Below are 21,065 nucleotides of genomic sequence, written 5' to 3'. Positions count from 1 at the left end.
CTCTCCAGCCGTCATCCCCGCGAAGGCGGGGATCCAGAGACTTCAGAGTCATGTCTGTATAAGACCCTGGATGTTCGGCTTCGCAGAAACAAAGCAGAGCGCGCCTTCGCGGGAATGACGGATAGGCAGGTTTCGCGGCGCCCCTAACCCGACCGCCTACAACCCAGCCACCTACCCCTCGCCCAGCAACTCGATCGCCATCACCAACGCATCCTCACGCCCGCCGCGCGCCGGGTAATAGCGCGGGCGCCGGCCGATCTCGTTGAAGCCTTCGCTGTGGTACAGCGCGATCGCGCCGGGGTTGGACGGGCGCACTTCCAGGAACACCCGCTCGGCGCCGCGGCCGCGGGCGATGCTCAGCAGCGCGCGCAGCAGCCGGCGGCCGTGGCCGCAACCGTGCGCTTCGGGCGCGACGCAGACGTTGAGCACGTGCGCCTCGCCGGCGGCCACGCTCATCAGGAAATAGCCCAGGACGCGGCCGTCCTCGATCAGCACCCACGACGGATAGTCCGCGCGCAGGCAGTCGCGGAAGATGCCCGGGGTCCAGGGGAATTCGTAAGCGCGGATCTCGATGGCGTGGACGGCGTCGAGGTCGTCCTCGCGCATCGGCCGCAGCGCGTTCGGCGCGGCGGCGGTGTCGTCGCGATCCGGCGCCAGCGCGCTCATCCTCGCGGCCCTCGCCCACTGCCGCGGCGCAGCGCGCGCAGGCTCGGCCACAGCGCGCGCTTGGCCGCCGGCGCGCGCAGTGCGGCCGGGTCGAACAGGGCCAGCACTTCGGCGTCGCCAGGCTCGCGCCGGGCGGCGCGCAGCAGGTTGCGCAGCAGCGCATCGCCGGCGCCCTGGCCGCGCGCGGCGGACGCCGGCGGCGCACGCCGGCCGGCATCGCTGCGCACGTTTTCAGCGTTTTGCGATGCCTGGGAACGCACGGCTTCGCCAGGCGCGGGCGCCTCGGCGGCGCCGGTCGCGGCGTTCTCGTCGCCGGCCAGCGCCAGCACCGAGTAGCCCATCGCCTGCAGCCATTGGCGCTGCTGCGCGTCCCACAGCCCGCTCATGCCGCCCCCGCTCCGCCGCCCGACGGCGGCTCGGGCGCGCGCCGCAGCCGGCGCCAGATCGCCTGGGCCGGGCCGGACAACGCATACGGGGCGAAGATCGCCAGCAGCACCCGCGGCGGGTCGATGGCGATGGCCACCAGCACCGCCACCACCACCAGGATCGCCAGGAACGGCACCCGGTCGTTGCGCGGGCCGCTACCCTTGAAGCTGACGTAGCGCATCCGGCTGACCATCAGCAGGCCGGCGATCACGGTCACCGCCAGCGCGGCGTAGCGCAGTTCTTCGCCGGACAGGTCGAAGCTGTGGCAGGTCCACACGAAGCTGGCGACCAAGCCGGCCGCGGCCGGGCTGGCCAGGCCGATGAACCAGCGCTTGTCGACCTGGCCGACCTGGGAATTGAAGCGGGCCAGGCGCAGCGCCGCGCAGGCGGCGTAGAGGAAGGCGCCGACCCAGCCGATCTTGCCGGGGATCACCCCGTCGAGCTTGGTCGCCTCCAGCGCCCAGTGGTACATCACCAGCGCCGGCGCCAGGCCGAAGCTGATCAGGTCGGCCAGCGAGTCGTACTGCACGCCGAACTCGCTCTGGGTGTTGGTCAGCCGGGCGACCCGGCCGTCGACGCCGTCGAGGATGGCGGCGACGAAGATCGCCATGCAGGCCTCGTCGAAGCGGCCCTGGGTGGCGGCGATGATCGCGTAGAAACCGGCGAACATGCCGCCGGTGGTGAACAGATTGGGCAGCAGGTAAATGCCGCGTCCGCGCGGGCGGGGCGAGGGTTGGGGTTCCATAACTGGGAAGTGTAGCGCTTGCCGTCGTCATGGCAGGATGCTGCAATTCCGTTTCCCCCCGCCGTACCGCGGCCTGGTCCGCGTTTTCCGACGTTCCGCTGCCCCGCTTCCGGAGCCATCCATGTCCCGCACCTCCCGCATTTCCGCCCGTCGCGCCCTGCCGGCGCTGGGCCTGGGCGCCGTCCTGGCCGCCCTGGCGGCCTTCCCGGCCGCCGCGACCGACCTGTACCAGTGGAAGGACGCCCAGGGCGTCACCCACTACTCCGATTCGCCCCCGCCCGGCCAGTCCGGCAGCGGCCAGGTCAAGAACCGGGTGATCCGCAACAAGACCGGCACCGCGACCCAGACCGCGTCGGTGACGGCCCCGGGCGAAAGCGCGCCGTGCGTGAACGCGCGCGCCAACCTCAAGCAGTTGCAGAGCTCGGCCCAGGTCGGCGTGGACAGCAACGGCGACGGCAAGCCCGACAACGTGCTCGACACCCAGCAGCGCGCCGCCCAGGTGCAGCTGGCCGAAGCCTCGATCCGCGCCTACTGCAACCCCGCGCCGACCACGGCGCCGGTCAACAACACCAATCCCAACCCCAACGCCAGCACCGGCCCGAAGCAAGCCGACAGCTGACGCCGGCGGCCGCGCCGCCGCGACCGCCGCGCGAGCGCGGCGGTCTTTTTTTGTCCGCGTTTTATCGGCGCCTCATCCGCGCGGCCGCGGCCGGCGCCGCGCTTTACCGCGGCTTGCCGGGCCCGCCGCGCCAGCGCTGCGCCCTCGCATGGCACACTGTCGCCCTTTCCAGCCCACGAATCCCGACCGATGCGCCTGTCGCAGTTCCATCTCCATACCAGCAAGGAAACGCCCGCCGAAGCCGAGATCGTCAGCCACAAGCTGATGCTCAAGGCCGGCATGATCCGCAAGCTCGCCGCCGGCCTGTACACCTGGTCGCCGCTGGGCCTGCGCGTATTGCGCAAGGTCGAGCGCGCGGTGCGCGAGGAGATGACGGCCGCCGGCGCGATCGAAGTGCTGATGCCGGCGGTGCAGCCCAAGGAACTGTGGGAAGAGACCGGGCGCTGGGAGAAGTTCGGCGGCCAGCTGCTGAAGATGCAGGACCGCAAGGAGGCCTGGTATTGCTACGGCCCCACCCATGAGGAAGTCATCACCGACTTCGCCCGCAACGAGCTGGCCAGCTACAAGCAGTTGCCGGTCAACTTCTTCCAGATCCAGACCAAGTTCCGCGACGAGATCCGCCCGCGCTTCGGCGTGATGCGCGCGCGCGAGTTCCTGATGAAGGATGCTTACTCCTTCCACATCAGCGACGAAGACCTGGGCCGCGAATACCGCAACATGTACGACACCTACGGCCGCATCTTCACCCGTCTGGGGCTGAAGTTCCGCGCCGTGTTCGCCGACACCGGCGCGATCGGCGGCAGCGCCTCGCACGAGTTCCACGTGCTGGCCGATTCGGGCGAGGACGCGATCGCCTTCTCCGACGGTTCCGACTACGCCGCCAACGTCGAGCTGGCCGAGGCGCTGGCGCCGGGCCCGCGCGCGGCCGCCGGCGAAGACCTGCGCAAGGTCGAAACCCCGACCCAGAAGACCTGCGAGGACGTCGCCGCGCTGCTCGGCATCGCGCTGCAGCGCACGGTCAAGTCGGTGGCCATCGTGGGCAGCGACGCCGAGGGCGCGGCGCAGTTCGCGCTGGCGCTGGTGCGCGGCGACCACACGGTCAACGAGATCAAGCTGTCCAAGCTCGCCGGCCTGGGCGAGTACCGCCTGGCCACCGAAGCCGAAATCCTCGAACACCTCGGCGCGCAGCCGGGCTTTCTGGGCCCGGTCAAGCCGGCCAAGGCGATCCGCGTGATCGCCGACCGCAGCGTCGCCGCGCTGGCCGACTTCGTGGTCGGCGCCAACGAAAACGGCTACCACCTCGCCGGCGTCAACTGGGGCCGCGATCTGGCCGAGCCGGCCGAGGTCGCCGACATCCGCAACGCGGTCGCCGGCGATCCTTCTCCGGATGGCAACGGCACCCTGAGCATCGCCCGCGGCATCGAGGTCGGCCACGTGTTCCAGCTCGGCCGCAAGTACGCCGAGGCGATGAAGCTGAGCGTGCTCGACGACAGCGGCAAGGCCGCGACCCCGGCGATGGGCTGCTACGGCATCGGCGTGTCGCGCATCGTCGCCGCCGCCATCGAGCAGAACCACGACGACGCCGGCATCGCCTGGCCCGAGGCGATGGCGCCGTGGCAGGCGGTGGTGTGCGTGATCAATCCCAAGAACGACGCGGCCGTGGCCGAAGCGGCGCAGGCGCTGTATCAGGATCTGCTCAAGGCCGGCGTCGACGCCGCCCTGGACGATCGCGGCCTGCGCCCGGGCGCGATGTTCGCCGACATGGAGCTGATCGGCGTGCCGCACCGCGTGGTGGTGTCCGAGCGCGGCCTGGCCGCGGGCAGTTTCGAATACCGCCACCGCCGCAGCGAAGCGGCGGAGAATCTCGACCGCGCCGCGGTGCTGGCGCGCATCGCCGCCGCCTGAGCCGGCCGCGCCGATCGCGCGGATTCGACGGCGCCGCCCCCGCTGCGGGGCGGCGTCGGCACTGCCGGCCGAACCGCGGCAAGCAGGTTTCGTGCCCGGTTTAGATAACCGCCGTCGCGTTGCGCGATATTCGCGGCGGGATTCCCTCCGCGCACCGGCGCGGCGCCACGCCCGCCGCCCCGCGCCCGCTTTGTTTCCGGCCGCCCGCCGTCGCCGCGCCTGTCCGCACCGGTTTTTGCCGATACGCGCCGGTTTATCCCACCGCCCGCCCCGCCGCCTGCCCCGCGCCGCGCCCGCCGATTACCGCCGCGGCCTGTTAAATATGCGGGGGATATACCGTCGTGGCATTTACGCCGTGCGACGCTGCCCTTACTATGCTGCCGCGTGCCAGGGACTGGCCGTTATTCCGACCATACTCCCGGAGGCCCCATGACGATCGATATCTCTGCGTTGTCCGCGAAAGAACTCGAAAATCTCATCAGCCAGGCGAAAAAGCGCAAGACCACGCTGAACAAGCGCAAGCCGATCGCCGCGGTGCGCAAGAAAGTCGTCGCCCTGCTCAAGGCCGAAGGCTACGCGCTGGAAGAACTGTTCGGCGGCGCCGCTCCCGCCGCGCGCGCCGGCCGCCCGGCCAAGGCCGCCAAGAGCGCTACGGCCGCCACCGCCGGCGCGCGCAAGGCGCGCAAGCCGCTGGGCAAGGTCGCGCCGAAGTACCGCAACCCGGCCAACACCGGCGAAACCTGGACCGGCCGCGGCAAGCAGCCGCGCTGGCTGGCCGCCTACACCGCCGGCGGCCGCAAGCTGGACGAATTCCTGATCAAGTAATCTGGACGAAAAAGCAAAATCCCCCGAAACCGCCGGCCTTAAGCCGGCGTTTTCATTTAGCTTTTCCGCCTTTTATCCAATCGCGCAATTCCCGCCCGTCCGGAATCCCCACGGACGAATCAACGCGTCCAATCCCCCATCCCGCGCCTTTACAAATTCCGCCGAGACGGCAACAGCAGATTGCCGAATATCAACCCGGCGATCAGCGCCAGCAGGATATTCACCACCGCCAGCACCGCGTCCTGCCCGACCTGCACGTCCTGCTGCTGCAGCATGTTGAGCAGCCCGCGCAGGCTGACGCTGCCGGGCACCAGCAAGATGATGCCGGGCACGCGGATGATCGCGCCCGGCCGGTTGCCCCAGCGCGCATACGCGTTGCCCAGCGCGGTCATCACCAACGCGGCCAGGAAGATTCCCGCCGGGCTGCCCCAGGCCAGGCCGACGAAACGCGAGATCAGATAACCGCCGGCGGCCGCCGCCATCACCTTGGGATAATCGGCGCGATGGGCGCGGAACAGCACGGCGAAGGCATAGGACGCCACCGCCAGCCCGCCCCATTCCACCCACGATTCCTGCGGCCGCCACGCCCGCACCACCGGCTCCAGCCCGACCAGATCGGCCAAATACAGGCCGATCACCGTGCCCACCGCGAGTTTCACCACCGTGGTCACCGCACCGGCGAAGCGCGCCGTGCCCGAGACCAGATGCTGGCTGGTCAGTTCGTTGACCGCGTTGGTCAGCGCCATACCCGGCAGCAGCACGATCAGCGAGGCGATGATGACCGTGTTCTGGTTCAGCGCCGCGACGAAATTGGCCACCAGCACCACCACCGCAGCGGCGAACATGCCGGCGATGGCCTCCAGCGCCTCGCGCAGGCGCGGGCGCTGGCCGGACACGTCGACCAGCAGGCCGATCATCAGGCCGTTGATCGCGGCCACGCCGATGTCCAGCCACGGCAGCCGCAGCAGCGCCGCCACCGCGCCCGCGGCCAGGCCGTAGCCGAACACCTGCATTGCCCGCCAGCGGCGCGTGCGCGGGCGGTCCAGCGCCTCCAGCGCGGCGTGGCCGGCGGCCAGGTCCAGGCGCCCGGCCATCACGTCTTCGGCGATGCGGTCGGTCTCGCTGAGCCGGTACAGATCGTTCTCGCCCGGCGGCAGGCGAATGACCCGGGTGGTGTCGCTTTCGCCGAGCGGGCGCTGCGGGTCGCTGAAGGTCAGGATCAGGCCGGTCGGGTTCGACCAGGGCTCGCATTCCAGGCGCAGCCGCGAGGCGACCGCCGTGACCGCGCCCTCCAGCCGCTGCGACGTGGTGCCGTAGCTGTGCAGGCGTTCGGCCAGCTCGACCACGAAGGCGATGCGGGCAGCGTAGCTGGTGGCGCTGAGCGGATGCGGGACGGACATAGCGGCAAAGCATGGCACGCGCGCGCGTCGCTGGGCAGCCGGTCCGCGCACACCCTGCGCACCGGCGCGAACGGCCCGCGCCGCACGCCGCCGGCGCGCATCCGGCCGGCGCATGAACTGCACGGTCCACGCGACACTCACCTCGCCATGCCTAGCCTGTATCCTCCCGCCCGAGGCCCTATGACCGTACCGACCACGCAAGCGCCGGAACTCACCGCCGAGGGCAGCGAGCCCTCGCGGCTGCGCCTTTCCGGCTGCTGGACGCTGGAGCACGCGCTGGCCATCGGCGATGCGCTCAAGCACGCGCCGCCGCAGGTGGCCGAAGTCGACGTCACCGGCGTGGAGCGCCTGGACTCGGTCGGCGTGCTGCAGCTGATGCGCTACGCGCGCCGGCACCAGCTCGATTTCGACGGCATCTTCCGCTTCCACGAGGCCCACCGCGCCCTGGTCAGCGCGATCGAGGACGTCGCCGACGAACGCCCGAAGAAGAAACGCGAGTACGGCGTCCACGCCGCGCTGGCGCGCTTGGGCTTCGCGGTCACCGACAACTGGAAGGAAGTGCTGGCGCTGGTCGCCTTCTTCGGCGAAACGCTGGTGAAGATGCTGCGGCTGTTCAAGAACCCCAGCCGCTTCCGCCCCACCGCCACCGTTCATCACATGGAACAGGTCGGCCTGGACGCGGTGCCGCTGATCGCGCTGCTGTGCTATCTGGTCGGCGCGGTGGTGGCGTTCCTGGGCTCGACCATCCTCAAGGATTTCGGCGCGACCATCTTCGTGGTCGAGCTGGTCAGCATCGCCTTCCTGCGCGAGTTCGGCGTGCTGCTGACCGCGATCGTTCTGGCTGGCCGCACCGCCAGCGCGTTCACCGCGCAGATCGGCGCGATGGTCAGCCGCGAGGAAGTCGACGCGATCCGCACCCTGGGCATGGACCCGGTCGACCTGCTGGTGATCCCACGCGTGCTGGCGCTGCTGGTGATGCTGCCGCTGCTGACCTTCATCGCGATGGTCGCCGGCCTGCTCGGCGGCCTCACCGTCGGCGCCTACGGCCTGGACATCCCGCCGCAGCAATACCTCGCGCGCATGCACGACACCATGCAGCTGCGCCATTTCCTGGTCGGCATGAGCAAGGCGCCGATCTTCGCCCTGCTGATCAGCCTGATCGGCTGCCTGGAAGGCCTGCAGGTCAAGGGCACCGCGCAGTCGGTCGGCGAGCGCACCACCTCCAGCGTGGTCCAGTCGATCTCGCTGGTGATCGTGCTGGATGCGTTCTTCGCCATCTGGTTCATGGAGATGGGCTGGTGAGGACGGGAATCGGGCGCCGGACATCGTGGGCCGCAACGGCGGCCGCGCGCCAAGCCGCGCCCGCCGCGGAGAAACCGCTGTGACCCATCCCGAATCCGCGCCCCCGCACGCCAACGTCGACGGCGAAGCCGGCGACGTCGTCATCCGCATCCGCGGCCTGGTCAACCAGTTCGGCGAGCAGACCGTGCACGACGGCCTGGACCTGGACGTGCGCCGCGGCGAAATCATCGGCGTGGTCGGCGGCTCGGGCACCGGCAAGTCGGTGATGATGCGGTCGATCCTGGGCCTGCGTAAGCCCAACGCCGGCGAGATCGAAGTGCTCGGCATCGACGCGCGCAGCCCGGATCCGCTGCTGCGCCGCGAGATCGAGCGCAACACCGGCGTGCTGTTCCAGGACGGCGCGCTGTTCTCCTCGCTGACCGTCGGCGAGAACGTGCAGGTGCCGCTGAAGGAGTACCACAGCGACCTGCCCGATTCGCTGCGCTACGAACTGGCGCTGCTGAAGGTCAAATTGAGCGGCCTGCCGGCCGACGCCATCGACAAGCTGCCCTCGCAGCTGTCCGGCGGCATGCGCAAGCGCGCCGGCCTGGCCCGCGCGCTGGCGCTGGACCCGCCGCTGCTGTTCCTCGACGAACCCACCGCCGGCCTCGACCCGATCGGCGCGGCCGCGTTCGACCGGCTGATCCGCACGTTGCAGCAGGCGCTGGGCCTGACCGTGTTCCTGATCACCCACGACCTGGACACGCTCTACGCCATCTGCGACCGCATCGCGGTGCTGGCCGACAAGAAGGTCATCGCCTGCGCGCCGATCGAGGAAGTGGAAAAACTCGACCATCCGTGGGTGCAGGAATACTTCCACGGCCCGCGCGCGCGCGCCGCCCAGGTCGCGCGCGACAAGAACCAACACCCCGACGCCAAGCACGAGCGCGGCGGCCGCGACGCGGACCGCCGCACGGACGAGGATGCTTCGGCTCGATGAACGCTGCGCTCGCCGATCCCGGCACGCTGTGGAGCGTGTCGATCTTGGGCCTGTTGTGCGCGGCCGCGGCGACGCTGTGGTGGCCCCAGGCGCGCGCAGCGACGTTGGCGCTGCTGGCGCTGGCCCTGATCGCCGGGTTCGCGTACGGAATTCTCGCTGCGCCGGCGCTGGTTTCGCTCGCGCTGCTGGGCCTGGCCGCGTGGCTGGTGCGGCCGGCGCGGCCGCGCGCGGCGCGCATCGGCGGCCACGTGTTGTTCGTACTGACCGCATTCGCGCTCGGCCTGCATCTGCTGCCGGGCTTCGGCAATCCGCAACTGGCCGCCGATCTCAAGCTCAGCGCCGATGCGGCGCCGATGTCGCTGTACCTCAACTTCGACAAGCCGCTGGCCGGGTTCTGGCTGCTGCTGTGCTGGCCGCTGCTGCGGCTGTACGCGGCCGGCGAGCGGCCGCTGCCGACTTCGCTGGGCGTCGGGCTGGCGGGCGCGGCCGTCGCGGCGGTGCTGTGCCTGGGGCTGGCCACGGCGCTGGGCCTGGTCGCCTGGGCGCCGAAGTGGCCGTGGTTCGGCCCGCTGTGGGCGCTCAACAACCTGTTGCTGGTCGCGCTGACCGAAGAAGCGATGTTCCGCGGCTACCTGCAGGACAGCCTGCAGCGGCGCTGGCAGGCGCAGCGCTACGGCGCGCACGCGGCGATCGCGTTGTCGGCGCTGGCGTTCGGGCTGGTCCATCTCGGCGGCGGCTGGCGCTTCGCGCTGGCGGCGACGCTGGCCGGGCTCGCCTACGGCTGGGCCTATCGCAAGGGCGGCCTGGCCGCGGCGGTGCTGGCCCACTTCGGGCTGAACCTCCTGCATTTCACCCTGTTCACCTACCCCATGCTGGCATGATGCCGGCCGGGCTTACGCCGTTCGAAGGTGCCTGATGGAAACCAAGGCCAACTACGTGCTGATCGGAGCGTTCACCATCGTGGTGACGCTGTTCCTGCTGCTGTTCGCGTTGTGGGCGGCCAAGTACTCCTCGGAGAAGAGCTGGCGCGAATACGCGGTGATCTTCAACGAGCCGGTCACCGGCCTGTCGGAAGGCAGCACCGTGCAATACAACGGCATCGGCGTGGGCACGGTGCAGCAGCTGAGCCTGGCGCCGGACGATCCGCGCCGGGTCATCGCCAAGCTGCGCCTGCAGGCCGACGCGCCGGTCAAGACCGACACCCGCGCCAAGCTGTCGCTGACCGGCATCACCGGCACGCCGATCATCCAGCTCACCGGCGGCAGCCCCAACAGCCCGCGCCTGGCCGAGTCCAGCAACGGCGACGTGCCGATCATCCAGACCGAGGCCTCGGCGCTGCAGAACATCGCCGACACCGCCAATCGCCTGGTCGCGCGCCTGGACCAGGTGCTCAGCGACGACAACGTCAAGCACGTCTCCAACACCCTGGCCAACATCGAATCGCTGACCGGCTCGATCGCCGACCAGCGCGGCGATCTGCGCGCGCTGATCGCCAACGCCAAGAAGTCCAGCGAGCAGCTCAACCAGGCCCTGGCCACCACCAACCGCGCGGTGGAAAGCGTCGACCGCGAACTGGCGCAGAAGCTGCCGGGCATCATCGCCAAGCTCGACAGCACCCTGACCAAGCTCGACTCGGCCGCCACCGGCGCCAACGGCATCCTCAACGACAACCGCGCCGCGATCAGCAGCTTCGCCAACGACGGCCTGGCCCAGCTCGGCCCGACCCTGGGCGAGCTGCGCTCGCTGGTGCGCGACCTGCGCCGGATCAGCGACCGCCTGGAAGGCAACCCGACCCGCTACCTGCTGGGCCGCGACGCGGCCAAGGAATTCGAGCCGGAGAAGCCCGCCCGATGAGCACCCGCACGCCCCGCCGCCACGCGAGCACCCTCCCCATGACGACGACCCGCGCTCCCCGTCCCGCCGCCGCGCTGCGCCTGATCGGCGCCGGCCTCGCCGCCGCGCTGGCGCTGTCGGGCTGTTCGATCCTCGACGAAAAGCCGAAGAACCCGACCACCCAGTACGCGCCCGACCCGCGCGTGCCGGCCGATCCGTCCTGGCCGCAGGCGAACTGGCAGCTGTCGCTGAGCGCACCGAACGCGGCGCGCATGATCGACAGCCTGCGCATCGCGGTGCGCCCCAGCGGCGACGAGATCCAGGTCTACAAGGGCGCGGCCTGGGCCAAGCTGCCCAGCAGCATGATCGAGGATGCGCTGCTGCGCACGCTGGAGGACTCCGGCAAGATCGCCGCGGTCGCGCGCCAGGGCAGCGGCATCGGCGCCGACTACAAGCTGGTGCTGGACCTGCGCCGGTTCGAATCCGACTACGCCGGCAACGCCTTGCCCTCGGCGGTGATCGAGATCAACGCCAAGCTGTTCCACAACGCCGACCAGAAAGTCGTCGCCTCGCGCACCTTCCTGCAATCCACGCCGGCCGCGAGCGCCGAAGTCCGCGACGTGGTCGCCGCGTTCGAACGTTCGCTGGCCACGAGCACGCACGAGATCGCCGGGTGGACGCTGGTGTCGGGCGACGCGCACGAGAAGACGCACCAGCGCTGAGCCGCCAGCAACGCCGCTTGCGCCGACGACGGCCGCGCCCAGGCGCGGCCGTTCGCGTTTGCGGGCGCGAACGACAGCTTTCCGACAGGATCGCGACAGCTTCGCGCAAGCGTTGTAACAAGTGATCGCCGGCACAGGCCGCGCCCTACCCCGCTCCTAGACTGCGCGCCCATCCTTCGCGCGTCCCGGAGCCCGACATGCTCGCCACCTACACCCAACGCCGTCGCCGCGCGCGCCGCCGCGTTCTGCTCGCGCTCGCGCTGGGCCTGAAAACGGCCGCCTGCATCGGCCTGGCCCAGGCCACGCCGGCGGGCACGATCGATTACGAAACCGTCGGCGCCGCGCCGCTGCGCGCGATCGGCCGCGACCTGCAGTCGCCCGACGCGAGCCAGAGCGTGTTGTTCGGCGCGCGTCTGCAAAGCGCGCAGCCGGCCACCTACGATCAAATCGTGTTCGCGGTGCGCGACGCGCAGGACCGCAGCTTCGATCTCGGCCACCAGAGCAATTACAGCGTCGGCGCGAGCGAGCGCGAACTCACCGGCAGCGGCCAGTTTCCGCCGGGGCAGTACCGCTATTGGCTGTCGTATTACGCCGGCGGCCGCTGGACCAGCCTGGCGCCGGAGCGCAGCTTTACCGTGTCCGCGGCCGCGCCCGGCGGCGACCCTGCGAGCACGCGCCCGTTCGGCGCCGGCAGCAACTGGGTCTACAAGTTCGGCGACGAATTCAACGCCAGCGCGGTCGACTGGAACAAGTGGGCCGACAACTCCTCGGCCGAATCCGACAACGGCCACGGCAATCCCGGCAATCAGCAACTGGAATGGAACCAGGCCGCCAACTGCTCGGTCGTCGGCGGCTCGCTGCGGATGCTGGCCAAGCGCGAACGCGTGCGCTCGCCTTCGGGCCGGACCTACGACTGGACCTCGTGCCTGCTGTCCTCGCACAAGCGCTACAACTTCCGCTACGGCTTCATCGAAGCGCGCATGAAGCTGCCGGCGCTACCGGGCTTCTGGCCGGCGTTCTGGACCTTCCAGGCGCCCGGCGCGCAGCAGTGGAACGAGACCGACGTGTTCGAGTACTACTCCGACAACAAGCGCCGGCTGTACTTGAACCAGTACGTGGTCCGCAACGGCGCCGAGGAACTGGACGCGTATCCGCTCGACATCGATTTCGATCCCAGCGCCGGCTGGCATGTCTACGGCGCCGACATCGCGCCGGATGCGACGCGCTTCTACATCGACGGCAAGCTGGTGCGCACCACCCGCAACGCCAGCCAGATCGACAGTTCGATCCTGGTCGATCACTTCGTGTATTCGGTGAAGCCGCCGGCGGCGTCGACCCAGTCGGAAACGACTTATGTCGATTACATCCGCGCGTGGCAGCGGCCGTAAGCGCGGCTAGTCGCCAGGAGATACGCGGCGCAAATCATTCGAAGCCGCAAGCGGCGCAGCTCCAAGGACGCGGTTCCAACACCGGCCTGGCCTGAGCCAAGAGCGTCGGGCCTGAAGGCCCTCCCACACCGAGGGCCTCATACCGGGCCGCGCCCGCTCGGTCGGGTGGGCCTTCAGGCCCGGCGCTTTTGGCTATGCGGCGCGGCCTTGCGCCGATGCCTTTGTAGAAAGACCTCCAAGCCCAATGCCTTTGTGGAAGGACCTTCAGACCAGAATGCTTTAGGAAGGACTTTCACACCCGACGCCTTTGTGGAAAGACCTTCAGGGCCCCATAGCTTTTGTGGGAGGGCCTTCAGGCCCGATGCCTTCCGCTCAGATCGCAGCGCCTGCCCGCGGCGAGATCACCCGAAACGTCAGGTTGATCCGCTCCCCCACCGGCCGCGCCGTGCGCGGCAACGCGTGCCGGTAGTTCGCCTGGGTCGGCCCGGACATCAGCAGCAAACTGCCGTGGCCGAGCTCCAGTGCCGCCTTCAACGCCGGATCGCGCCGGTGCTTGAGGGTAAACCGCCGCCGCGCGCCCAGGCTCAACGAGGCGATCAGGGGCGCCGGCCCCAGCTCGGGCTCGTCGTCGCTATGCCAACCCATCGCATCGCGGCCGTCGCGGTAGCGGTTGGCCAGCACGCTGTTGAACGCCACGCCGCACTCGCGCGCCAGCCGCTCGCGCACCGGCAGCAGCGCCGGCGGCCACGGATGCGGGCGGAACTCGGTACCCGAATAGCGATAGCGCGCGTCGGCATCGCCGATCCAACTGCTCAGCCGCGGCGAGTCGTGCTCGCGCCCGAACAGGCGGATGCGGTGCACTTCCCACACCGCCTGCGCGCGCAGCGCCGCGAACAGCGCGTCGGCCGCGTCGGCGTCGAGCCAGTGCGGGTCGTAGGCCAGTTCGGCGTCTTGCAGCGGCAGGCGGGTCGGCGGCATCGGCCGGCACGCTAGCACGCGCGGCGGCGGCGTCGCGATCCGATTCCTGCGCCGCGGATCGCTCACCCCGGATTCCATACCCGACCGCACCGATCCGGCTGGAAACCGTTTCAAACGCGGCGCGAACGCGCGTACTTTCGCGCCGCGGACGCGGCCGGGGCCGCGATTCGCGCCGGCGGAAATGGCGCCTGCCGGGCAAACCCGCGACAATGGCGGGATTGCACGCAAGAGTACCGCCAGCATGAGCGAACAGCCGACCGGCACGGTCCCGTCCGACACGCCAGCCATCGAGATCGAACGCGACGTCATGGAATACGACGTCGTCACCGTCGGCGCCGGCCCGGCCGGCCTGGCCTTCGCGATCCGGCTCAAGCAGCTCAATCCGGAGCTGTCGGTGTGCGTGATCGAGAAGTCCAGCACCATCGGCGCGCACATCCTGTCCGGCGCGGTGATCGAGCCCGGCCCGCTCGACGCGCTGCTTCCGGGCTGGCGCGACAACCCGCCGCCGATCTGCGTGCCGGCCAAGGACGACGAGTTCTGGCTGATGACCAAGACCGGCGGCTACAAGTCGCCGATCGTGCCGCCGGACATGAACAACCACGGCAACTTCATCGTCAGCCTCGGCGCGATGTGCGCGTGGATGGCGCCGCAGGCCGAAGCGCTGGGCGTGGAGATCTACGCCGGCTTCGCCGCCGCCGAGACCCTGCACGACGACGACGGCCGCGTCGCTGGCGTGCGCATCGGCGACATGGGCATCGCCAAGGACGGAACCCACAAGCCCGGCTTCACCGCCGGCATCGACATCCGCGCCAAGATCACCGTGTTCGCCGAAGGCGCGCGCGGCCACCTGACCAAGCGTCTGATCAAGCGCTTCAAGCTCGACGCCGACAGCGACCCGCAAGGCTACTCCATCGGCATCAAGGAGCTGTGGCAGGTACCCGAAGAGCGCACCAGCCCGGGCAAGATCGTGCACAGCGTCGGCTGGCCGGCCGACAGCCACACCTACGGCGGCAGCTTCCTGTATCACCTGGACAAGGGCCGCATCGCGTTGGGCTATGTCAGCGGCCTGGATTACCGCGACCCGGACTACAAGCCGTGGGAAGCGTTCCAGCAGTGGAAGAACCACCCGATGATCAAGCCGCTGCTGGAAGGCGGCAGCATCGTCTCCTCCGGCGCGCGCGCCATCGTCACCGGCGGCTGGCAGTCGCTGCCCAAGCTCGAGATGCCCGGCGCGCTGCTGATCGGCGACACCGCCGGCCTGCTCAACGTGCCCAAGATCAAGGGCACGCACCAGGCGATCCGCTCGGGCATGCTCGCCGCCGAGCACCTGGCGGCATCGCTCGACAGCGCCGGCTTCGACGCCAAGCTGCGCGCGTCCGAGGCGATGGCCGAGCTCAAGAAGGTGCGCAACATCAAGCCCGGCTTCAAGAAGGGCTTCTGGTTCGGCATGCTCAACGCGGCGTGGGAAACCCTGGTCGGCGGCGGCTCGCCGTGGACGCTGAAGAACAAGGCCGACTGGTCCTCGCTCGACAAGCTCGGCCAGGCCGAGCAGCCCAAGCGCGACTACGTCGACCGCAGCCTGGCCCCGCGCGACCGCCTGGCCGGCGTGTACTTCGCCGCCACCGAGCACGACGAAGACCAGCCGGTGCACCTCAAGGTCGCCGACACCAACGTCTGCGTGACCCAGTGCGCGACCGAATACGGCAACCCCTGCACCCGCTTCTGCCCGGCCGGCGTGTACGAAATCGTCGAGGAAGAAGGCGCCAAGCGCCTGCAGATCAACGCCGCCAACTGCGTGCACTGCAAGACCTGCGACATCAAGGATCCTTACGAGATCATCACCTGGGTCACCCCGGAAGGCGGCTCGGGGCCGAACTACCAGAATATGTAGCCGGGGTGCGCCAGCGCGCGCATGCCGGCGATGCGAACGAAAAACCCCGCAGCTGCGGGGTTTTTCGTTTGCGCAGTGCGGACGGCGAGGCGTCGCCGCCCGAAAGATTCAAATGCCGGCGCCGCTGCCCACGACTTGCCAGCTCTGATCGGCCACGGTGTAGACCGAGCCCGAACCCGGCAGGATCGAGGTGCCGCTCATGAGCTGGATGTAGTTCTGGCCGTTGCGGGAATTGCGCCAGAAGACATCGGTGCGGCCGTCGCCGTTGTAGTCGCCGCTGCTCACCACCTGCCAAGCCTGGTCGGTCTCGACGTGGACGCGGGTGATACCGGTGGCGGAAGTGCCGTTCATGATCCACACATAGCACTCGCCGGTGACCTTGTTGCGCCAGTACAAGTCGCTGCGGCCGTCGCCGTTGAAGTCGCCGATCGCCACTACCTGGAACGGCAGGTCCGGCACCGCGGTGGTCTGGCCCGAACCGGCCAGCACGCTGGTGCCCGACATGAACTGCACATAGTTTTGGCCGTTGGCCCGGTTGCGCCAGAACAGGTCGGCCCTGCCGTCGCCGTTGAAATCGCCGGCGCCGACTACGGTCCAGTTCATGTCGGCTTCGCGATAGACGGTGGCGACCGCCTTGCGGGCGATGCCGTCCATCAGCCAGACGTCGTTATAGCCGGTCACTTTATTGCGCCAGTACAAGTCGGTGCGGCCGTCGCCGTCGAAGTCCCCGAGCGCGACGACCTGCCAATTCTGATCGGCCACAGTGGTGGAGTAACCGCCCTTGCCGATGCGGTCTCCGTTCATCAGCTGGATGTAGATCTCTCCGCCGACAGCGTTGCGCCACAGGACGTCGGCGAGGCCGTCACCGTCGAAGTCGCCCGAGCCGAGCACTTTCCAGCTCGTGTCCGGTTCGCGGTAGACGGTGGACACCGCCTTGCGATCGATGCCGGACATCTGCCAGAGATCGTTGACGCCGTTGACGGCGTTGCGCCAGTAAATGTCGGACCTTCCGTCGCCGTCGAAGTCGTTGCGCACCCCGACCCGGAGGGTGGCGCGGAAGGTCGCGGCGATCGGCGCAGTCTGATTGAAGGTACGGGTCAGGTCGGCCTGGTTCTCCACGCCGCAGGCCAGACCGCCGCAGAAAGTGATGCGCGGATTGGAGAACACCCGGTAGGCGGTCTGGCCGGAATCGCCGTAGGCCATGATGTCGTAGAAGTTGCCGCTGTTCGCGGTGGTCTTGTAGCCGAACGAATACGCGAACGCGCCGTAGCGCAGGGTGCCGTCGGACGAGGCGGTGGCGCGGTCGTGCTGGGCGCCGAGGTTGTGGCCCAGTTCGTGGGCGAAGGTTTCCTCGCGGCAGAAGTACGTGGTGCCGCCGACCGATTCGCGGCCGTCGCTGACCACCGAATAGCCCGAACCGGCCGAGCGCGCGGTGTAGGCCTGCTGGCCGCCGCCGATGATCCAGGCCACGCCGCAGCCGTTGTGGGTGGAGCGGTCGTACTTGCGCACGAACGACACCAGGTCGGCGCCGTACTGGTCGCGCGCGGCGCGCAGCGCGTTGAACGCCGGGTCGACGGCGGCGCCGTTGACGCCGCTGAGCGCGTCGAGCGCGTCGCCGTTGTCGCCGCTGTCGGTGTAGTCGACCTGCAAGGTGCTGACCAGGCGCAGGCGCGCGGCGATCTGGCTGTTGGCGTAGGCCTGATTGGTGATGTCGACCAGGTTGTTGAGGCGGGTGACCGCCTGCGACGCCCCGCCCAGGCCGGTGGCGTAGCCCTTGCTGTAGCCGATCAGCACATCGATGGTGGCGGTGGCGGCGTCGGCCGCATCGGCGGCGACCGGCAATGCCGCTGCGGCCGAGGCGCCCCAGTACGCCGGCGCGGCGGCCGCGCTGGGTTCGGGGATCTTGAAGTCGTCGGCGTGCACCGTCGCTTCCTGGCCGGTCAGCGCCAACCGCACCGGGTCGGTCTCCACCAGCCACGACGCGCCGTCGCGCATGGTCAGTTTCAGCGCAGGCTTGCCCGGCTGGTCGATCACGCCGAACACGGCGCGCTCGCCGAAGGTGAGGATGGCCTGCTTGCCGGCCTCGCCGTCGACCCGGCCGACCCAGGTCCAGTCGCCGCTGTCGTGTTCGACCGTGCGCTGATAGCGGAACGACAGGGTCTCGCCCGAGGGCGTGGTGACCCGCAGCCGGCCGCTGGCGATGGCGGCGAGCGCGTGGCGCTCGCTGAGGCCGGCGCGGTGCCAGGTGTAGGCGCCGTCGTGCAGTATCTGCGGCCGCGCCGGATAGGCGACCAGGTCGCCGCGGTCGGGCGCGTTGGCGAAGCCGGCGCCCGCGCGCTGCGGCAGCGACGCCGGAACGGCGCGGAAGCCGTCGTGCGCACGTGCGGCCTTGGCCGCGGCCTGCGCCGCGCCGCTCGCGTCCGCCGTCGCCGGCAGCGCCGAGGACGCCGAACCCGAACCGAAGCCGGCGATCCGATACGAACCCCCGCTCAGGCCCCACCAACCACCTGCGAGACCCATCAGGGCCGCAGCCCCCAACCACCACGTACGACGCATGACGAACCGACCGATTTCGAGTTGAACTGCGCCGGGCATCCTGCATGGATGAACCGGCGACCGCAACGGTCAAATTTGGTCGCGCGAGGTCATGCGAACGCCATAAAACCGCTTCGACGCACATTTTTCGCATATCGACGGCAGGAACGCCGCCGATTGCGTGCCATTCAGCGTTGCGATTGCCCAATTCACGTCGCGTCCTCGCTGCGCCCTCCGGCCGCTGAACGCCGGCGCCGCTCATCGGCGCGGCAACGAAAAAGCCGCCTCGCGGCGGCTTTTCCGGTCCTGCATGCGGGGCGACGGTCAGGCCGTGCGCAGCGCCACGCCGGTCTTCTCGCGCAGTTCGTCCTCGCCCACGCCGGGCGCGGCTTCGACCAGCACCAGGCCGTCCGCGGTCACGTCCATGACCGCCAGCTCGGTGATGATGCGGTTGACCACGCCCAGGCCGGTCAGCGGCAGGGTGCACTCGGGCAGGATCTTGTGCTCGCCGTTCTTGGCGGTGTGCTCCATCAGCACCACCACGCGCTTGACGCCGGCGACCAGGTCCATCGCGCCGCCCATGCCCTTGACCATCTTGCCGGGCACCATCCAGTTGGCCAGGTCGCCCTTGTGGGTGACCTGCATGGCGCCGAGGATGGCCAGGTCGATGTGGCCGCCGCGGATCATCGCGAAGCTGTCGTGGCTGCCGAAGTAGCTGGCGCCGGGGCGCGCGGTGACGGTCTGCTTGCCGGCGTTGATGAGGTCGGCGTCGACTTCGTCCTCGGTCGGGAACGGGCCGATGCCGAGCAGGCCGTTTTCCGACTGCAGCCACACGTCCATGCCGTCGGGAATGAAGTTGGCCACCAGGGTCGGCAAGCCGATGCCGAGATTGACGTAGGCGCCGTCGGTGAGTTCCTGCGCGGCGCGCTGCGCCATTTGGTCGCGGGTCCAAGCCATGGGGAGATCTACCTGTATTGGAGGTCGCGAACGAAGTCGCGACGAAGAAAACCGGTGTGCGCCGATCCGTCCGGGCCGGCGCGTCGTTGGCGGCCTCAGCCGGCGCGCACGGTGCGCTGCTCGATGCGCTTCTCGGGCGTGGCGTTGACCACGATGCGGTCGACGTAGATGCCCGGCAGGTGCACCTGGTCCGGATCGAGCTGGCCGACCTCGACCAGTTCCTCGACCTCGGCGATGCACACCTTGCCGGCCATCGCGCAGGCCGGGTTGAAGTTGCGCGCGGTCTTGCGGAACACCAGGTTGCCGGACTTGTCGGCTTTCCACGCCTTGACCAGCGACACGTCGGCCTTGAGCGCGGTTTCCATGACGTAGTGGTGGCCGTCGAACTCGCGCGTTTCCTTGCCTTCGGCCACCACCGTGCCGTAGCCGGTGCGGGTGTAGAAGGCCGGGATGCCGGCGCCGCCGGCGCGCAGACGCTCGGCCAGGGTGCCTTGCGGGTTGAATTCCAGCTCCAGCTCGCCGGACAGGAACTGGCGCTCGAACTCTTTGTTCTCGCCGACGTAGGACGAGATCATTTTCTTGATCTGGCGCGTTTCCAGCAGCAGGCCCAGGCCGAACCCGTCGACGCCGGCGTTGTTGGAAATCGCGGTCAGGCCCTTGGCGCCGCTGTCGCGCAGCGCGCCGATCAGCGCCTCGGGAATGCCGCACAGGCCGAAACCGCCGACCGCCAGGGTCTGGCCGTCGGCGACCACGCCCTGCAGCGCGTCGTGTGCAGAGGGATACAACTTGCTCTTGGCGGCGACCGCGTCGGCCATGGGACAGCTCCTGTGAGGGATGCGCGCAGTTTAGCGCGCGGCCGGCGGCGGCAGGCAGCGGACTTTCGGGCAATACCGGCACGGTGCCGTGGCGGTGCCTTGATGGCGCACCGACGCTAGACTTACGGCATGAGCCGACTCGCCCTGGTCACCGCCATCGCCAGCGCCGGACAGGACGACGACCTGTCGCCGCTGCTCGACGCCTGCCTCGCCCGCGGCCTGCACGCCGAAATCCGCGCCTGGGACGACCCCAGCGTGGCCTGGGCCCGATACGACGCCGTATTGCTGCGCTCGCCGTGGGACTACACCGAGCGCTACCCCGAATTCCTGGACTGGTGCGAGCGCGTCGACGCCGCCAGCCGGCTGATCAATCCCTGGCCGGTGCTGCGCTGGAACAGCGACAAACGCTACCTCGCCGACCTGGCCGCGCGCGGCGTGCCGGTGGTGGCCACCGCCTTCGTCGAACCCGACGCCGACGCGCTGCCGGCGCTGCAGGACTTCCTGGCCGCGCACGCCGACGCCGAGGAGTTCGTGGTCAAGCCCACCGTCAGCGCCGGCTCGCGCGACACCCAGCGCTATGCGCGTTCGCAGGAGTTCGCCGCCGCCAACCACCTCGCGCGCCTGCTCGACGAAGGCCGCAGCGCGATGCTGCAGCCGTACCTGGCCGCGGTGGACCGCGACGGCGAGACCGCGCTGATCCATTTCAACGGCGTCTTCAGCCACGCCATCCGCAAGGGCGCGATGCTGCAGCGCGAGGACGCGCTGAACCTGCGCGCGATCGAGCGCATCAACGCGCGCGAAGCGACCGACGACGAACGCACCGTGGCCCTGCACGCGCTCAACGCCACCGGCGCGCGGCTGGACCTGGAAGAACCGCTGGCCTACGCCCGCGTCGACCTGATCCGCGATGCGCAGGGACAACCGCAGCTGCTGGAACTGGAGCTGTGCGAGCCCTCGTTGTTCTTCGCCCACGCACCGGGCAGCGCGGAACGCTTCGCGCAGGTGATGGAGGAGTTGCTGGCGACGGCGGGCGGGTAAGGCCCCGGCGAACGCGGTTGCGTCGCGCTTCGCGCAGATCG

At 69.6% G+C, this 21,065-nt stretch carries 19 protein-coding genes; 11 read left to right on the top strand and 8 right to left on the bottom strand.

Going from position 1 to position 21,065, the window contains the following annotated elements; genetic code table 11:
• Positions 1–171: 171 nt before the first annotated feature.
• Genes rimI through pssA form a run of 3 tightly spaced genes read right to left on the bottom strand, consistent with a single transcriptional unit; the run spans position 172 to position 1,837 of the window.
• A complete protein-coding gene (gene rimI / locus BLU84_RS02495; protein ID WP_074862471.1) occupies positions 172–666 on the bottom strand; it encodes a ribosomal protein S18-alanine N-acetyltransferase in 495 nt (164 codons plus the stop codon).
• Positions 663–1,052, bottom strand: coding sequence for a hypothetical protein (locus BLU84_RS02490; protein WP_074862467.1), 390 nt, complete (start codon positions 1,050–1,052; stop codon positions 663–665). The genes rimI and BLU84_RS02490 overlap by 4 nt, the downstream gene beginning before the upstream one ends.
• Positions 1,049–1,837, bottom strand: coding sequence for a CDP-diacylglycerol--serine O-phosphatidyltransferase (pssA, locus tag BLU84_RS02485; protein ID WP_074862464.1), 789 nt, complete (start codon positions 1,835–1,837; stop codon positions 1,049–1,051). Before pssA ends, BLU84_RS02490 begins: the two co-directional genes overlap by 4 nt.
• A gap of 121 nt (positions 1,838–1,958) precedes the next feature.
• Here pssA and BLU84_RS02480 point away from each other — a divergent pair, with 121 nt between their 5' ends.
• The 3 genes from BLU84_RS02480 to BLU84_RS02470 all read left to right on the top strand — a co-directional run bounded on the left by BLU84_RS02480 (position 1,959) and on the right by BLU84_RS02470 (position 5,186).
• The gene (locus BLU84_RS02480; protein WP_074862461.1) at positions 1,959–2,456 is read left to right on the top strand and encodes a DUF4124 domain-containing protein; all 498 of its coding nucleotides are present in this window, start codon (positions 1,959–1,961) and stop codon (positions 2,454–2,456) included.
• A gap of 189 nt (positions 2,457–2,645) precedes the next feature.
• A complete protein-coding gene (locus tag BLU84_RS02475) occupies positions 2,646–4,361 on the top strand; it encodes a proline--tRNA ligase (RefSeq protein ID WP_074862458.1) in 1,716 nt (571 codons plus the stop codon).
• Positions 4,362–4,790: 429 nt separating this feature from the next.
• Positions 4,791–5,186, top strand: a complete 396-nt coding sequence (locus BLU84_RS02470; RefSeq protein WP_074862455.1) for an H-NS histone family protein — start codon at positions 4,791–4,793, stop codon at positions 5,184–5,186.
• A 149-nt stretch (positions 5,187–5,335) separates the two neighbouring features.
• Here the strand turns inward: BLU84_RS02470 and BLU84_RS02465 are convergent, their stop codons facing one another.
• Positions 5,336–6,586: a threonine/serine exporter family protein gene (locus tag BLU84_RS02465; RefSeq protein ID WP_074862451.1), complete on the bottom strand. Its 1,251-nt coding sequence runs from the start codon at positions 6,584–6,586 to the stop codon at positions 5,336–5,338.
• A 147-nt stretch (positions 6,587–6,733) separates the two neighbouring features.
• On the opposite strand from BLU84_RS02465, the gene BLU84_RS02460 reads away from it, so the two are divergent.
• The 6 genes from BLU84_RS02460 to BLU84_RS02435 all read left to right on the top strand — a co-directional run bounded on the left by BLU84_RS02460 (position 6,734) and on the right by BLU84_RS02435 (position 12,810).
• Entirely contained in the window at positions 6,734–7,888 is a 1,155-nt protein-coding gene (locus tag BLU84_RS02460) for an ABC transporter permease (protein ID WP_425479298.1), read from the top strand.
• A 79-nt stretch (positions 7,889–7,967) separates the two neighbouring features.
• Complete coding sequence (locus tag BLU84_RS02455) at positions 7,968–8,867, top strand: ABC transporter ATP-binding protein (RefSeq protein ID WP_083382312.1); 900 nt, start codon at positions 7,968–7,970, stop codon at positions 8,865–8,867.
• Positions 8,864–9,748, top strand: coding sequence for a CPBP family intramembrane glutamic endopeptidase (locus BLU84_RS02450; RefSeq protein ID WP_074862443.1), 885 nt, complete (start codon positions 8,864–8,866; stop codon positions 9,746–9,748). The genes BLU84_RS02455 and BLU84_RS02450 overlap by 4 nt, the downstream gene beginning before the upstream one ends.
• Positions 9,749–9,782: 34 nt before the next feature.
• A complete protein-coding gene (locus BLU84_RS02445; RefSeq protein WP_074862441.1) occupies positions 9,783–10,721 on the top strand; it encodes an MlaD family protein in 939 nt (312 codons plus the stop codon).
• Between the two features lie 38 nt (positions 10,722–10,759).
• The gene (locus BLU84_RS02440; RefSeq protein ID WP_083382311.1) at positions 10,760–11,422 is read left to right on the top strand and encodes an ABC-type transport auxiliary lipoprotein family protein; all 663 of its coding nucleotides are present in this window, start codon (positions 10,760–10,762) and stop codon (positions 11,420–11,422) included.
• Positions 11,423–11,619: 197 nt separating this feature from the next.
• Positions 11,620–12,810: a glycoside hydrolase family 16 protein gene (locus BLU84_RS02435; protein ID WP_074862439.1), complete on the top strand. Its 1,191-nt coding sequence runs from the start codon at positions 11,620–11,622 to the stop codon at positions 12,808–12,810.
• Between the two features lie 372 nt (positions 12,811–13,182).
• Here BLU84_RS02435 and BLU84_RS02430 read toward each other — a convergent pair whose 3' ends face one another.
• A complete protein-coding gene (locus BLU84_RS02430; protein ID WP_074863284.1) occupies positions 13,183–13,788 on the bottom strand; it encodes an alpha-ketoglutarate-dependent dioxygenase AlkB family protein in 606 nt (201 codons plus the stop codon).
• Positions 13,789–14,029: 241 nt separating this feature from the next.
• On the opposite strand from BLU84_RS02430, the gene BLU84_RS02425 reads away from it, so the two are divergent.
• Positions 14,030–15,679 (top strand): electron transfer flavoprotein-ubiquinone oxidoreductase, encoded by a 1,650-nt coding sequence (locus BLU84_RS02425; RefSeq protein WP_074862436.1) that lies wholly within the window; start codon positions 14,030–14,032, stop codon positions 15,677–15,679.
• A gap of 108 nt (positions 15,680–15,787) precedes the next feature.
• Here the strand turns inward: BLU84_RS02425 and BLU84_RS02420 are convergent, their stop codons facing one another.
• From BLU84_RS02420 to BLU84_RS02410, 3 genes are all read right to left on the bottom strand, one after another.
• Positions 15,788–18,199 carry a reprolysin-like metallopeptidase gene (locus BLU84_RS02420; RefSeq protein ID WP_074862433.1) on the bottom strand — a complete coding sequence of 804 codons (2,412 nt, stop codon included), beginning with the start codon at positions 18,197–18,199 and terminating at the stop codon, positions 15,788–15,790.
• A gap of 339 nt (positions 18,200–18,538) precedes the next feature.
• The gene (locus BLU84_RS02415) at positions 18,539–19,171 is read right to left on the bottom strand and encodes a CoA transferase subunit B (protein WP_074862430.1); all 633 of its coding nucleotides are present in this window, start codon (positions 19,169–19,171) and stop codon (positions 18,539–18,541) included.
• Positions 19,172–19,266: 95 nt separating this feature from the next.
• The gene (locus BLU84_RS02410; protein ID WP_074862424.1) at positions 19,267–19,986 is read right to left on the bottom strand and encodes a CoA transferase subunit A; all 720 of its coding nucleotides are present in this window, start codon (positions 19,984–19,986) and stop codon (positions 19,267–19,269) included.
• Between the two features lie 129 nt (positions 19,987–20,115).
• Between BLU84_RS02410 and BLU84_RS02405 the strand changes: the two genes are divergently transcribed.
• Positions 20,116–21,024 (top strand): ATP-grasp domain-containing protein, encoded by a 909-nt coding sequence (locus tag BLU84_RS02405; protein WP_074862419.1) that lies wholly within the window; start codon positions 20,116–20,118, stop codon positions 21,022–21,024.
• Positions 21,025–21,065: the final 41 nt, after the last annotated feature.

Source organism: Lysobacter enzymogenes, assembly GCF_900106525.1.
GTDB classification, from domain to species: domain Bacteria; phylum Pseudomonadota; class Gammaproteobacteria; order Xanthomonadales; family Xanthomonadaceae; genus Lysobacter; species Lysobacter enzymogenes.
This window is presented reverse-complemented; position numbering and strand designations above follow the sequence as displayed.

Excerpts from the sequence above, each read along its gene's own strand:
- BLU84_RS02440 (WP_083382311.1), top strand. The coding sequence starts at position 10,760 with ATGACGACGACCCGCGCTCCCCGTCCCGCCGCCGCGCTGCGCCTGATC.
- BLU84_RS02410 (WP_074862424.1), bottom strand. The coding sequence starts at position 19,986 with ATGGCCGACGCGGTCGCCGCCAAGAGCAAGTTGTATCCCTCTGCACAC.
- BLU84_RS02475 (WP_074862458.1), top strand. The coding sequence starts at position 2,646 with ATGCGCCTGTCGCAGTTCCATCTCCATACCAGCAAGGAAACGCCCGCC.
- pssA (WP_074862464.1), bottom strand. The coding sequence starts at position 1,837 with ATGGAACCCCAACCCTCGCCCCGCCCGCGCGGACGCGGCATTTACCTG.
- BLU84_RS02435 (WP_074862439.1), top strand. The coding sequence starts at position 11,620 with ATGCTCGCCACCTACACCCAACGCCGTCGCCGCGCGCGCCGCCGCGTT.
- rimI (WP_074862471.1), bottom strand. The coding sequence starts at position 666 with ATGAGCGCGCTGGCGCCGGATCGCGACGACACCGCCGCCGCGCCGAAC.
- BLU84_RS02425 (WP_074862436.1), top strand. The coding sequence starts at position 14,030 with ATGAGCGAACAGCCGACCGGCACGGTCCCGTCCGACACGCCAGCCATC.
- BLU84_RS02470 (WP_074862455.1), top strand. The coding sequence starts at position 4,791 with ATGACGATCGATATCTCTGCGTTGTCCGCGAAAGAACTCGAAAATCTC.
- BLU84_RS02465 (WP_074862451.1), bottom strand. The coding sequence starts at position 6,586 with ATGTCCGTCCCGCATCCGCTCAGCGCCACCAGCTACGCTGCCCGCATC.
- BLU84_RS02420 (WP_074862433.1), bottom strand. The coding sequence starts at position 18,199 with ATGGGTCTCGCAGGTGGTTGGTGGGGCCTGAGCGGGGGTTCGTATCGG.
- BLU84_RS02430 (WP_074863284.1), bottom strand. The coding sequence starts at position 13,788 with ATGCCGCCGACCCGCCTGCCGCTGCAAGACGCCGAACTGGCCTACGAC.
- BLU84_RS02480 (WP_074862461.1), top strand. The coding sequence starts at position 1,959 with ATGTCCCGCACCTCCCGCATTTCCGCCCGTCGCGCCCTGCCGGCGCTG.
- BLU84_RS02405 (WP_074862419.1), top strand. The coding sequence starts at position 20,116 with ATGAGCCGACTCGCCCTGGTCACCGCCATCGCCAGCGCCGGACAGGAC.
- BLU84_RS02460 (WP_425479298.1), top strand. The coding sequence starts at position 6,734 with ATGCCTAGCCTGTATCCTCCCGCCCGAGGCCCTATGACCGTACCGACC.
- BLU84_RS02490 (WP_074862467.1), bottom strand. The coding sequence starts at position 1,052 with ATGAGCGGGCTGTGGGACGCGCAGCAGCGCCAATGGCTGCAGGCGATG.
- BLU84_RS02445 (WP_074862441.1), top strand. The coding sequence starts at position 9,783 with ATGGAAACCAAGGCCAACTACGTGCTGATCGGAGCGTTCACCATCGTG.
- BLU84_RS02450 (WP_074862443.1), top strand. The coding sequence starts at position 8,864 with ATGAACGCTGCGCTCGCCGATCCCGGCACGCTGTGGAGCGTGTCGATC.
- BLU84_RS02415 (WP_074862430.1), bottom strand. The coding sequence starts at position 19,171 with ATGGCTTGGACCCGCGACCAAATGGCGCAGCGCGCCGCGCAGGAACTC.